The following is a 13,500-nucleotide window of genomic DNA, read 5'->3' as shown; positions in this document are numbered from 1 at the left end:
ACTATTTAAAACATGAGCCATCAATCCGAAGCTACATTAGAAAATAACTTAATCAAGCAATTGATTGGTTTGAATTATGCATCTGTCAAAATTCAAGATGGAGACGCTTTAGTTTCCAACCTCAAAAGTCAGTTGGAAGTTTTTAATGAAACCACTTTTACAACCAAAGAGTTTGATGCCGTTTTGAATCATTTGGCCAAAGGCAATGTATTTGAAAAAGCCAAAACACTTCGGGATCGCTTTCAATTAACCAAGGAAGACGGGACTTCGTTTTACGTTCGGTTTTTTAATGCGGAGGATAACAGCAAGAATTTATATCAAGTTACCAATCAAATATCATTAGAAGGAAGCTATAAAAATCGTTTTGATGTCACACTTTTGGTCAATGGTTTGCCATCGGTACAAATAGAATTGAAACGTTCCGGCATCGAAATCAAAGAAGCTTTTAACCAGATCAATCGCTACCAAATGCACTCGTTTTGGAGCAACCACGGTTTGTTTCAATACGTGCAATTGTTTGTAATTAGTAATGGTGTAAATACGAAATATTTGGCCAACAATAAATTGCAATCGGTCAAACAAACCTTCTTTTGGGCTGATGCCAATAATAAAAATATCACAGAGTTACCCGAGTTTACGGCTGCGTTCCTAAACCTAAATCAATTAGGAAAAATGATTGCGCATTACATAGTGATCAACGAAACCCACAAGGTGATGATGGTCTTGCGACCGTATCAATTTTTTGCGACCGAGGCGATTATTCATCAAGTCAAAAACTCAAATGACAACGCGTATATTTGGCACACCACAGGATCGGGTAAAACCTTAACATCCTTTAAGGCTAGCCAAATTTTGATGGAATTGCCCGAAGTCTATAAAGTCGTTTTTGTAGTCGACAGAAAAGATTTGGATTACCAAACCATGAATGAGTTCAACGCGTTCAAAGAAGATAGTGTTGATGTCACCAATAATACCCAATCATTGGTAAGACAATTGACTGATAATACCAAGCTGGTCTTAACTACCATTCAAAAGTTAAACAACGCTATTTCAGAACGGTTTTCGGGCAAAATAGAAGCTTTACGACACAAGAAGATAGTTTTTATTTTTGATGAGTGCCACCGTTCGCAATTTGGAGAAACACACGACCGTATAACTAAATTCTTTGAAAAAAGTCAGTTAATCGGTTTTACAGGAACACCCATTTTTGCCGAAAACGCTTCTAAGAATGATTTAGGAAAACGTACCACAAAAGATTTGTTTGGCAATTGCTTACACAAATACGTCATTACAGATGCGATTCGGGATCAAAACGTTTTGCGTTTTGGGATTGAATATGTGGGCAAATACAAGAACAAGAGCAATGCTTTTATTGACATAGAAGTAGAGGACATTGACAAACAAGAAGTGCTGGATTCCGAAAAGAGAATCAATAAAATTGTAGATTACATCATTGCGTATCACGATCAAAAAACGTTCAATAAAGACTATTCGGCACTGTTAGCAGTTAGTAGTATTGATAATGTGATTAAGTATTACGACCTTTTTCAACAGAAGAAAGAAGCTGGAGCACACGATTTGCGCATTGCTACCATTTTTACGTATGGCACCAATGAGGATTCAGAAGAAGCAAAAGATTATTTACCAAGTGACGAAGTTGACTTTGATGTTTTAGCGGAAAAGCCAACGACCTATCAATCCAAACACACGCGTGACAAGCTTGAAAAATACATTGGTGATTACAACAAAATGTACAATACTAGTTTTTCAACTAAGGACAGCCAACAATTTGAGAATTACTTCAAAAATATTAGCCAACGATTAAAAGATCGAGAAAAAGAAAACTTCAACCACGAGAAAGACCGTTTGGATATCGTAATTGTAGTCAACATGATGCTTACCGGTTTTGATGCTAAAAAAGTAAATACGCTGTATGTAGATAAAAACTTGAAGCAACACGGCTTGATTCAGGCTTATTCCAGAACCAACAGGATATTAGGAGAACAGAAGTCGCAAGGAAACATTTTGGCTTTTAGAAATCTTAAAAAAGCGACTGACGATGCGATTACTTTGTTTTCGAATAAAGAGGCCGTTGAAGTCGTTACCATGCCCGATTATGAAGCAATTGCGGAGAAGTTTGACGAAGCCTTGAAACTTTTAAGAGAAATTACGCCCACCTATCAAAGCGTAAATGATTTAAAAAACGAAGAGGAAGATGCGCAATTTGTGCAAGCGTTCAGGAAGTTGATGCGAGCTATGAATGTGTTGCAATCCTACACTGATTTTGACTGGGAGGATTTAGGTATTGATGAGCAAGAATACGAAGACTACAAAGCCAAGTATTTAGACATCTATCAAAAGGTGAAACAGGATAATGAAAAGAAAAAGACATCAATTCTGGATGACATTGATTTTGAATTAGAGTTGATTCACAGAGACCAAATCAACGTTGCATACATCCTGAAATTGTTAGCGAAACTAAAAGGGGAGAAAACACCAACGGCAGCTGCGGCGCAAAAGAAAGCCATTATTGATTTATTGGGAGGTGATATTCAGTTAAGAAGCAAACGAGAATTGATTCAAAAATTCATTGATGAGAACATGCCCAACATCAAAGACGGTGATTCTATTGAAGATGAATTTGAAAAATACTGGCAAGATCAAAAAGTCTTGGCATTAGGCAAACTCTGCGAGGAAGAACACCTGGACAAAGCACAATTCAAATCTTTAATCGATGCTTATATCTACAGCGGTCGAGAACCTATAAAAGATGAAGTTTTTCAATGCCTAGACAATAGACCCAGCATCCTGCAAGCTAGAACCATTGGTGACCGAATTATAGCAAAAATGAAGGAGTTTGTGGAGGTTTTTGTGAAGGGGATGATGGCTTAGAATATGTAAGATTATATATGTAAAAATGTTTTTATTTGTAATAATTTAATTATAGATTAGCAAAAGTGAAAAGGATGACGTTTTTCAGACCTATATAAAAGTTGCCGGATAGCTTAAAAAACCAGAAAGAAACTAAAACCGAAATTTACAAATGACATTGTTAGAAAAACTTAAAGAAACACAAGAAAAAAGAAGAAAAGCAATTCCTTCTCAAGTTTTTTTCAATCATTTTTTTGCTGTAGCATATCATATTGAATGCAATACAGAACGTTTCAATTTGAAAAAGAACGCATTTTTTAATGGTTTAAAATTGAGGAATGAAAATTTTGATTTGGATAGCATTAGAAAATTATTGTGGAATTCGTGGAGCACAGAATATGCTTTTACATTAACAACTTTGGCAAATAATGAAGAATTTTACAAGTTTGCTTTGCATTGGAATTTTCCACAAGCTTATTATTCAATTTATCTTTCATTAACTGCATTTCACGAAACACAAGGATTAGCTAATGAACAACACGAAAAATCAATAAAAATATTTGGAAACTCTATAAAAGACGGGCATTATCCTGAAGCAATTAGTTTTTTTTGTAAAGGATTGCATCAAAACTATGAATATGCGGGAATTGAAAATTTTAAAAAATTTCCAAAGGATTATTGCGGTTTAACTAGAATACAGTCATTAGATGAAGCTCAATTACAAATCGCATTGTTTCTTAAATCAACCCGAAGAAAAATTGCTGAGAACAAAAGAGAAAAGTTAAAAAGCAATAATGACATAAAATTTTTAAATGCTAAAGGTGAATTTAGAAAATCATTTTCAAAATATCATTGGGATTTAATCTATAAAACAATTCCTGAAACAACAATATTGAATATAATGTATCGATTACGAATAAAAGCGAATTATCACGATGTTGAAACTTTTATTAATGCGGATATTGATTTCAAAACATTTCACGAATGTTTAAGTAACATAATTAATTATTTGAATTTTGTTCATGAGGCATATATATGTAAAGTTTTGGGAAAAATAGAATATGAAAAAATATTACATAATTTTCCAGGACATTTGAATAAAGAAACTGCTCTGAAAAGATATTCTGAATTTGAGAAAATAATTGAAGTTAAAAAAAAAGCCATCAGCTAAAAAACTAGAGATTCGGTGCATGTGCAGCACGAACAATGAAACTCTATCTGTTAGGTATAAATTTTAAAAAATGGAAGATATAAACAAGTCAGTGGAAATTCAGAAACATTTTTTTCATCCTGTTTGTAACAGTAGTGAAATTGAAAGAATATTTAATGTTAAAAATGCTCAAGATTATTTGCTTAAAATTCGTGCGGAAACAATTGTAGACCATATGAGACTTTTCCGTGTTTATCGAAATAAGGCTTTGGTAAATTCAAAAAATTGGTCTTTGGAAAAGTCATTTTCAAATTTGCATTATGAAAAATTTATATCACATCTCAATAAAGAGAATAAAGAAAATTGCAAAGAAATAACCTATGGTAATATATTTTCGAATCAAGTAAGTGGTTTAATATTTAAAAGTCCTTACGGAACAATTATAAACATCTCTGATTCAATGCGATTTTTTTTAAAATTCATGAATTTGGGTCTTCTAAATTTTGATAGTGAAGTACCGCTTCATGTGCGCCTAAATGCAATCCGAATAGCAATAAGGGTAATGCTGCAAAGTGAAGCTTTAGATTTTTATATGGATCCTCGAGGTATAGTTCCAAAAGATGTTGGAATATCAATAGAAAAAGATGTTCCTAATGAATTATTATTTATTGCTGGTCATGAATTCTCACATCATCTTTGTGGACACTTATCTGATGAAAATGTTATTGAAAAACCTATTTTCAAAGGGATTTTAGAAAATCAGGAAGATTACAAACCTATTATATCATTTAGTCAAAGTCAAATTGAAGAATATGAAGCTGATTTAGTTTCTATTGAATTACCAAAATACAGCAATTCAATGAAGAAAGGAGTTTTAGAAGGAGCTTTAACATTCTTTGCCAAATTGGATATATATGAACATTTTATTGGTTTATGCGCTCCATCAACTAAATTTATGAATCATGAACATCCCCCTGCATCAAAACGTTTTGATATGTTATTAGAACAAGTTGGAATGCCTAAAAACTTTAATAAAGCATATTGGCAAGATTTTAAAAAAGACATTGAAAGAGTTAAAGTAATAATTGGAGATGATGTTATAAACGGCTTAGAAAAGTATCAATTTTATGGTTCATTATATTTAGATAAACCTAATTCAGAATGGCGAGGAAAAGAACTTATAGATAGAGTTGACTATTATTGAATCTAAGCTAACAGCCACTAAAACAGATTTAGGAATTTGGTTTAATGGAAAGATGGTTTTGTATTTGCGATGTTTTGGCAAATCCGAAAATAGGGTTTAATTTAAAACCAAACCATCTTTAAAGCCAATAGTTTAGCAGTCAACTTTCAGGACGCACAGAAACTTAAGAGAAAACAAAAAACACAATATAATTTAGAGAAATGAAAAAAATAATTTTACTTTTTGTCATTATTTTGGCTTCAAATTTAGCAAATTCACAAACAAATAAAAAAAAATCAACAGTCAAAAGTGTAAGATATACAGAAGAAAAAGCTTTAGAGTTTATTGCTGATTATTATGAATTTTACAATGCTGATGAGGAATATGACAATCCAGTTGTGCGACAAATTTCAGATAATGTTTTTTATGTAAAAGTTCAATATTGCAATGGTGGAAAAGAAACTTGTTATGAATCAGATGATAATGACGGAACTGCTAAACGCGACTTTTTTTGGAGCTCTAAAGTTTTAGTCCTTAAAATTCAATCATTAACAAAATATACAGTAACGGAAAAAACAGATTATTAAAGTAAAAAGCTGAATTGCTAGCAAATGCTAAATATCATTGCTTGTTTTGGGTAAATTGTTCGTTTACTTTTCATAGCATTGCTCGGTCTGTTTCAAAAAAAAAGATTTCCAAAAGCCGCCACGAGCTATAGCATAGACCGTTTTGCGATAGCTTATAAGAATTAGAACAATAGCACCTCTTTCACAAATAACTAAAACAACAAATATTAATATGATTGAAGATTATAAAAAAGATGCGAAAGCATACCTACTCGAAAATGAAGGAACTTTAAGAAGTAGAGAAAAAATAATTTCACTTGACAAAAATGTTAAATTTGAAAATGGTAAAATATTATATAAGGATATTCAGTTTGGAAACTATGATGAAGAAACAAGAGTTATAAAAGTGGACAGACAAAAAGCTTTAGACAAAAAAGGTCTAAATCCTTTATTAAAACATCCGTCATATCCACCAAGTACTACTATCATAGTTATTGACGGAAAAAATACTCATACATACAATACTGATGAAAAAGGTCGAATAATTAAAGCGGAGTCTGTTGTAAATGAAATAGCAAAAAGCAGAGTTAGTGATGAACAGACAAAAGGTAAATTATTCGGAGATGAGGATGGATATGTTGATACTAACCCTAAAGAAAAAGACCAAGGTGGACATAGATTAGCTGCTTCTGCTGGTGGAATTCCTGAAGTTATTAATACTTATGCTCAAGCACATTCCCTAAATAATGGTAAAGAAAATAGAGATAATGAAAGAGATTGTGTTAGAGCTTTAAAAAAAGATGGTAGTTTCAAATTAACACAAACTTTTGAATATGAAGAGACTAGAAGACCTACTAAAATAACTTCAACATTGAACAATAATTCTTCTATCCAATTTATCAATTTAAACATAAAACCACAAGTCCTGAACGTCCCAACGTTTCCGAAAATTAAATCAACTGTTTCTGCTAATAATTCAGTAAATATTTTAAAAGAAAAAAAAGTATGGATTACATCCTTGCTGGCGCTTCTTTGTTTGATGTTAATTTATGGTGTAAGTCTATATAATGATGATAGTGATGATTTTAATAAAAACAAATTAGAAACTAATTTAAAAATTACCAATAAAACACAGAAGACTATTCCTAAAACTAATAAAATAGATGCCTCTGAAAATTTAACTTTATCAAACGTAAATATAATGTTTGATAAAAAGAGCTCAAGTATTACAAATGAAAATTATGCTCTTTTACAAAAGATAGTTGATACGATAATTAAAAGTGAAAGAAATTATAGTTTTTTAATCGAAGGTTATTCCTGTGATTTAGGTGCCAATATCTACAATGATAATTTATCAAAATTAAGAGCTAAAAATATAGAAACATACTTTCTAGAAAAGGGGGTTGATTCTTCTAAAATTAAAATTAGTTGGTTCGGTGAAACAAAATTTAATAGTAATGGAGATTTAGAAAATTCTAGAAAAATGAGCAGACGCGTAATTATAAAAACTAAAGAATAGAAGTCATTATACAACTTTTGTTTAGCGATATAAAGGGTTTAAGCATAATTTAAAATTGGTTTTAAATTCGATATGTCTAGAGTTTAACCGAAAATTATAGGTTCTTTAATCCGCCACATCGCCAATCGGCATGCTATGAAAAAATTACTTTAAATTTAGAACTTGTGCTGAGGGCTGCCAAAGAACAATTTCAAAGATGGGATTCTCAAGAGGTTCATTTTAGTTTTTTTTACAAACTAACTTTATCTGTTTAATTTTCAAAAAACTTAGAAAAAAATAAATTTATATGTTTGAAAATATTTTTAATAAAAAGTTTAAAGAGCATAATTCTTTAACGAAATTACATCTTAAAGGAAATGTAAAAGAGGTTTTTGTGAGGTTTGAAGAAAAAATTGATGAAAAATATGAAAAACAAAGTTATTCTTTAATAAGAGATCACCTAAGAAAATATTATGTAGACCTTTTTTTTGATTCTTTTGGCAATTTAAAAGAAAAAGTCCAATATGATAGCCCTGATATTATTGATTATAAAAACGTTTACAATTTTAATTCTAAAAATTTACTTCAAAGTTCGGTGTTTAAATCTACAAAAGATTCATACAAATCAGAAACAAATTATGCTTTTTTATATTTACCAAACAAAATAATTATTAACGAAAAAGAACATTCAAATTCTAAACGCAAATTGATTATAGAAAACAATAGTGTTAAAATTGATTTTTATGAATTAGATTACAATTCACCTTCAGGCAAAAAAATATTTACAAAAAAAACATATGTCAATGAATTACTTAACTCTAAAATAACTAACCAAAGTGAATTTTCATATTTTTATGATGATGATAAAAAAATAGTCAAAATAGAATTACTTTATATGAAGTTCCATAAGACGGTACAAGATTTTTTTTATGATAGAGGAATTTTACAAAAAAGTGTTTTAAAAAATATCGAGAGAAATGAAATAATAAATGAAAATTTTTATAAAACAGATATTTATGGAAACTGGATTGAAAAAATAATTACTAATCCAAATGATAAAAGTATAATTTTGATTAGTAGAAAAATTAATTATTACAGCAGTTAGCACTATAGGCGAGTTTTGGGCTTAATTTAAAGATGGTTTTGTATCCGGAAGATTTACAAGTCCGTAAAAGTGCTTAAGTTAGTTCTATACGGACTTTGGTGTAGAGATGTAATCGGTAAATTTTTAATCGTAAAGAAATGAAACTGCAAAAGAAAAAAATATTAGCAAAAGAAATACTTCTATTTGGAGGCGTGATAATTGTAAGTTCAATTGTCTGGTTCTCTTTACATATTTATAACAAAAACATTAAAAAAAGTAATACTGAAATATTAATTGAATTACGAAAGATAAATGGTGAAATAAGAATAAAAACAGATTCACTTAATAATTTACGAAGTCCTTTGGATTTAACGGAAGCTCTCAAAATTTTAAAACCTTATGAAAAATTCGACAAAGATGGAAAGTCGAAGTTTAATCCAAACAAGACACATGAAATTTATGATGAATACGGAATTAAGATAAAAATAGATCCTAAAAAAGATAGTTTAATGGGTGTTAGTTTTAAAAATCAAATTTTAAAACTTGCAAATCAACGAAAGCTATTAGAATTACAATTAGTGAGCGATATTGACGTAGAAAATAGTATTAAAAATTCTATCATAATTTTATTGATTCTGGCATATCCATTAAGATTTTTAATAATTGGTGCAATTTGGTCAATGAAAATTCTTAAAATGAAAGAAAATTAAACCTCCATATAATAGCTTTTGAGCTGTCAGGAGTTTATTTTAACTACCATCTATCTAAATTTCCCGAATGTTTATATATAAATTTTTTAAACAGAACCAAAAATAATTATGTGCAAAATCTATATTTTAACAGAAACTCTTTCCTTTGAAATTGCTGCTAATGATTTACAAGAAATGACGTGGAGCGAAGCTAGAGATTACACTTTAGTTGTAGGTGAAAGATGGCGCGTGCCAACAGTAGAAGAACTTGATGAAATGTATCGACTGCATTTGAAAGCAGTTGGTGGGTTTCAATTTAAAAAATATTGGAGTTCAAAGGGTTTTAACAATCTTAGTGCTTCAGCGAAGTCGTTTAGTAATGGAGGATATTCAGATGGAGTTTCAAAGTCCGCCCCAGTACCTAAGTATCTTGTTAGGTTGGTTAGAAACTTTTAAAGATCTATAAAAACATATAAAAAATATTGTGTAGTATATTTGTTTCAATAAAGTGTAATAAATCGCTTTTGTCTTTTTTAAGATTTTTACGTTACTCGTTAATATACGGTTAAAAAGTTTAAAATAGACACAATGCGGAGGATCCGTATCGCTAGAAAAGACCTATCAAATTCAAAAAGTTTTTGGAGAGGGACAAATAAGATTCTCAGATAAGAGTTTCTAAACTGAACTATATTATTTCATACCCGCTTTTACTTTGCTAGCAATTTCCCCGCTACCCTAATCCGAAAGAACTCATGATGAAATATGCAGAAGAATTTAAGTACGAGCACACGGATTATAAAGTGTAGTGACGAAATGAGAAGAATAATAAAAAGTATTGATAGTAAATAGTTCAGTCTTTCAAATGGTAATAGGCTTAGTTAACAAATTTTCTGTATCACACTTATTGCTATAATGAAAGAGTTTATAAAAGTTTTTGTGAAGGAGATGATGATTTAGGCTACAAGAGTAGATACGAGGAAAATACCTGTATCATGAGTAAAAAATAATTTCTACTCAGTGATTTGAATAATTTAAAAACGACGAAGCATGATTTTTATACCTCCAATGGAGATAGCTACGAGGATAATGACCTTAATTGATAATGCACAAACCGAATTGATTTTAGTGTCACCTTACATTAATATTGATAATTGGTCAAAGTTTAAAAAATGTCTACAAAGGGCAATAGATAGAGGTGTGAACATCACGATTTATGCAAGAGAAAATGCCACTCAAAATTTAGAGACAATTAAAGCCTTTAATCTTAATGTTTGTTTAGTTAAAGATTTGCATGCCAAGATTTACTTAAATGAAAAGTATGCAATCGCATCTTCTCAAAACCTAATTCAGTATTCAGATGATAACTCCATAGATTTTGGATACAGTACTGAAACAGAAGAGGAGAGGCAGCAGCTAAGAAGCTTCATAAGTCAATATATGTTTGCAAATAGGCCTTTAAAAATTGCACAACCTACAAGTATAGTTGATGTCAATGAAATTACTATAGGTCATAAAGCTCAACACTTAATTTTAAAAGATTTTGAAATCAGACAAATAGGTGAAATCTTCAGATCTAAGTTTGATAACGTTAGAGTCAATGAAAAAGAAACCTATGTATACTGCTCAAAATTGTTCCCTTTTGGAGATCTAATGATTAGAGAAGGTTTTGAAATTAGATTTAAATTTCGTCATAAGGTGTCTGATGCACTTGCTGACTTTCTAGAAAATTTGGATATACAAAACAATCATTATCACTATGAGAAAAAAAAAACATTGAATTTGTATAATTCATCGTTTATTTTCATTCCTCAAGAAGTAAATGATCTTCAAAAATTGATAAGTGATTATATTTTTATGTGCAAAAGAATAATAGGTTACAACGAAAAAAGAATTAAAATTGAAAGTCCATCAGAAATAAATTTAAAATTTAGTCCAGATGATATTGATAAAACTTATAAGAGACTTAGTAATGAATTTTCAAACTCAAAATATAAAGTCAACTCCAAGTATTTGTTCTGTAGAGATTTACTGCCTTTTGGAGATGTTATGATAAACAACGCATATCAAATTAAAATTGAAATGGATCATAATGATTTTAAAACTATTGAAAATACACTGCTACAAATGGATTTTAATTTTAATTACAAATATGAGATGTTTTTGTATCAAGAACATGAGTCAAGGTTATATTTCAATTTTAGACCATTACAATGGGAAAATTTAGATTTTTTAATTTCTGATTACATAGATATTACAAAAGAGATTTTAAAGAAAACAGAAAATGTAGTTTTAAACTGAATAACTATAAATAGTGAGGTTAATTAAGATTTTACGGCTTCAATAATATTGAGGAGAAAATTGTAATTAAAATTATGAATTAAAAAATCAAAAATTCTTGGAAAAATCTGTATTTCAAAAACATCCTTCAAAATTGCTAAATAAGCTATACGTAAAAAAAAATCATCAAGGAGCACATCCAAAAGATGCTAAAATTTTCTTTATTGGAAGAGACCCGAATTGGGCAATAAACGTAGAAAATATGGCAATGTTCAAGTATATTCAGGAGTACCTCAATGATGGTATTAGTTTTTGGAATAAATATGAAATCCATCATCCATTTCTGCTTCCAGATTACAAAGGTGATGGCAAAAGATATCATACAATTTTTTCAAAACTAAAAATAAATAGAGCTGCATCTTCCGAGATTTCCTTTTTAGAATTAATAGGTTTTCCCACAACGGGAATGGCAAAATCAAACACTAAGGTTTTTAACAATTATTTACTTTCCGAGGAGAATAAAAATCATTTAATTGAATTAGACTTTTTTTTAAGTGATAGTACAAAAACAATTTTTGTTGCTTGGGGTTTAGTTGAAGATTTTAAAATGATCCATGCTAAAACAGGACTATTTAAAAAATTTGCTGAAATAGATAAGTCCAAAATGCTAATAACAGACCTGAATCAATTTGGAAATATATTCGTTCATCGCCATTTTTCAGATGCAATTAGTAATACAACCATTGAAAAAATTGAAAATAAATTGAAAGAGATTCTGAATTAGAACAACTTCGAGAATTTTATTTTAAATCGTGAATTGACAGGACCATATTAGTTAAAGTTCCTTAGAAATTTCATCAATTGGACAAGCATAAGGGTTGCGAAGTTTGAAACCTCTCAAAATCTGATCATTGAGATATTCAGTACTTTATTTCGAGAACGATGAAGCGGATTTGCAATTCCTGCACGATACAGATAATTACAAAATGAGATGTTTATAACTAAGTATCAACTAAAAATAATTAAGGCTTTACAATTGGAATCTGTATGAATGTCAAAATATGTATTTCAGCATTTGTGGAATTATTCTTCTAGGAAAGTCCTGTCTTAGAAAAAATTATAAAAAAACTAATATCTAGAAATAAAATGAATCAAGTAAAATATACGTCAAAATTAAAAGATGTTATCCAATTAGCTAAATCTAAGGGCTTTTTTTTGGGAAGTGGAAATCCAAATGCTAAAATCCTAATTATTGGAAAAGAGGCAGCTATAAATTCATTAGCAGCTGCAGAGCAACATACCAGAGAAATTATAAATAACGAAAATAATTGGGAAAGTAATTATATAAATAAAGTACAGTTTTCAGATGTTGATAATTGGTTTAGTACATCTTGTAGACCAACGTACAATCCTTTGTATCCATATCAAGGACAAAAAAACACTGTAGAAAGTCGAAATGATAAAGGTCATATTGTAAGGGGTAAAGGCGGAACTAGTAAAACATGGTATAATTATCAAAAAATTATTGATACAATTTATTTCAATGATCTACCAAGCCAATTAATCAATTTCCATGAATATGCTTTTATCACAGAGCTTAATCAGATTACAGGGACATATAGTAAAAATGTTCCTAAAAAGATTAGAAGAGAAAGTATTGATAAAAGAAAGGAGTTGTTTCAACAACCATTTTTCACTGAATTCTCAATAACTATTGTAGCTGTAGGTACTTACGTTAGGAATTTTAATATTGATTTAAAAGATGTTTTTAAAATGAAGTTTGATAAGGAGATTTCAGAAGCTTTATCAAAGGGATTAAATAAAGAATATATCAATGTTTATTATGATAATTTAGAAACTCCTTCCAAATTATTAATTCACACCAATCAATTAAGTATGGTAAGTAATGAATTAATAAAGCGAATAGGTATGTTTTGTCATGGTTATTTAAAAAATAGGTAGAGTTTATTTTATAAAATTAATTGAAGATAGAGATTTTATACAAATAGAATAAGTTCCTCATTCTTTTGATGTATCATAACTAACAATTTGTAGTTTAGAACTAGAACTGAAGACATAACACTCTAAATTAGGCAGCTGTCTTTATTGTAAGTAAGAAGAAATTACAAAAAGAACTATTTTACGAAAAGTAAACTTTGATAAATAAATTTCTAAAATAGTA

The 13,500-nt window shown here is 29.7% G+C and carries 11 protein-coding genes; all 11 read left to right on the top strand.

The features are described from left to right. Positions 1-12: 12 nt before the first annotated feature. The 11 genes from ACXX8U_RS06465 (at position 13) to ACXX8U_RS06415 (ending at position 13,280) form a co-directional block, all read left to right on the top strand. Entirely contained in the window at positions 13-2,892 is a 2,880-nt protein-coding gene (locus ACXX8U_RS06465) for a type I restriction endonuclease subunit R (protein ID WP_458565137.1), read from the top strand. Positions 2,893-3,043: 151 nt separating this feature from the next. Then, positions 3,044-4,042: a hypothetical protein gene (locus ACXX8U_RS06460; protein WP_458565136.1), complete on the top strand. Its 999-nt coding sequence runs from the start codon at positions 3,044-3,046 to the stop codon at positions 4,040-4,042. Positions 4,043-4,112: 70 nt separating this feature from the next. Beyond that, positions 4,113-5,225 (top strand): hypothetical protein, encoded by a 1,113-nt coding sequence (locus ACXX8U_RS06455; RefSeq protein ID WP_458565135.1) that lies wholly within the window; start codon positions 4,113-4,115, stop codon positions 5,223-5,225. A gap of 200 nt (positions 5,226-5,425) precedes the next feature. Further along, complete coding sequence (locus ACXX8U_RS06450) at positions 5,426-5,791, top strand: hypothetical protein (protein WP_458565134.1); 366 nt, start codon at positions 5,426-5,428, stop codon at positions 5,789-5,791. A 211-nt stretch (positions 5,792-6,002) separates the two neighbouring features. Next, positions 6,003-7,289 carry an OmpA family protein gene (locus tag ACXX8U_RS06445; RefSeq protein ID WP_458565133.1) on the top strand — a complete coding sequence of 429 codons (1,287 nt, stop codon included), beginning with the start codon at positions 6,003-6,005 and terminating at the stop codon, positions 7,287-7,289. A gap of 286 nt (positions 7,290-7,575) precedes the next feature. Next, positions 7,576-8,373: a hypothetical protein gene (locus tag ACXX8U_RS06440; protein ID WP_458565132.1), complete on the top strand. Its 798-nt coding sequence runs from the start codon at positions 7,576-7,578 to the stop codon at positions 8,371-8,373. A 137-nt stretch (positions 8,374-8,510) separates the two neighbouring features. Next, complete coding sequence (locus ACXX8U_RS06435; RefSeq protein ID WP_458565131.1) at positions 8,511-9,062, top strand: hypothetical protein; 552 nt, start codon at positions 8,511-8,513, stop codon at positions 9,060-9,062. Positions 9,063-9,170: 108 nt separating this feature from the next. Next, positions 9,171-9,497: an Lcl C-terminal domain-containing protein gene (locus tag ACXX8U_RS06430; protein ID WP_306262364.1), complete on the top strand. Its 327-nt coding sequence runs from the start codon at positions 9,171-9,173 to the stop codon at positions 9,495-9,497. Positions 9,498-10,088: 591 nt separating this feature from the next. Further along, positions 10,089-11,339, top strand: a complete 1,251-nt coding sequence (locus tag ACXX8U_RS06425) for a phospholipase D-like domain-containing protein (RefSeq protein WP_458565130.1) — start codon at positions 10,089-10,091, stop codon at positions 11,337-11,339. A gap of 97 nt (positions 11,340-11,436) precedes the next feature. After that, complete coding sequence (locus tag ACXX8U_RS06420; RefSeq protein ID WP_458565129.1) at positions 11,437-12,102, top strand: hypothetical protein; 666 nt, start codon at positions 11,437-11,439, stop codon at positions 12,100-12,102. A 362-nt stretch (positions 12,103-12,464) separates the two neighbouring features. Continuing rightward, positions 12,465-13,280, top strand: a complete 816-nt coding sequence (locus tag ACXX8U_RS06415) for a hypothetical protein (protein WP_458565128.1) — start codon at positions 12,465-12,467, stop codon at positions 13,278-13,280. Positions 13,281-13,500 lie beyond the last annotated feature (220 nt).

The sequence above is a fragment of the Flavobacterium sp. GNP001 genome (assembly GCF_054343775.1).
This window is presented reverse-complemented; position numbering and strand designations above follow the sequence as displayed.

Excerpts from the sequence above, each read along its gene's own strand:
- ACXX8U_RS06465 (WP_458565137.1), top strand. The coding sequence starts at position 13 with ATGAGCCATCAATCCGAAGCTACATTAGAAAATAACTTAATCAAGCAA.
- ACXX8U_RS06460 (WP_458565136.1), top strand. The coding sequence starts at position 3,044 with ATGACATTGTTAGAAAAACTTAAAGAAACACAAGAAAAAAGAAGAAAA.
- ACXX8U_RS06455 (WP_458565135.1), top strand. The coding sequence starts at position 4,113 with ATGGAAGATATAAACAAGTCAGTGGAAATTCAGAAACATTTTTTTCAT.
- ACXX8U_RS06450 (WP_458565134.1), top strand. The coding sequence starts at position 5,426 with ATGAAAAAAATAATTTTACTTTTTGTCATTATTTTGGCTTCAAATTTA.
- ACXX8U_RS06445 (WP_458565133.1), top strand. The coding sequence starts at position 6,003 with ATGATTGAAGATTATAAAAAAGATGCGAAAGCATACCTACTCGAAAAT.
- ACXX8U_RS06440 (WP_458565132.1), top strand. The coding sequence starts at position 7,576 with ATGTTTGAAAATATTTTTAATAAAAAGTTTAAAGAGCATAATTCTTTA.
- ACXX8U_RS06435 (WP_458565131.1), top strand. The coding sequence starts at position 8,511 with ATGAAACTGCAAAAGAAAAAAATATTAGCAAAAGAAATACTTCTATTT.
- ACXX8U_RS06430 (WP_306262364.1), top strand. The coding sequence starts at position 9,171 with ATGTGCAAAATCTATATTTTAACAGAAACTCTTTCCTTTGAAATTGCT.
- ACXX8U_RS06425 (WP_458565130.1), top strand. The coding sequence starts at position 10,089 with ATGATTTTTATACCTCCAATGGAGATAGCTACGAGGATAATGACCTTA.
- ACXX8U_RS06415 (WP_458565128.1), top strand. The coding sequence starts at position 12,465 with ATGAATCAAGTAAAATATACGTCAAAATTAAAAGATGTTATCCAATTA.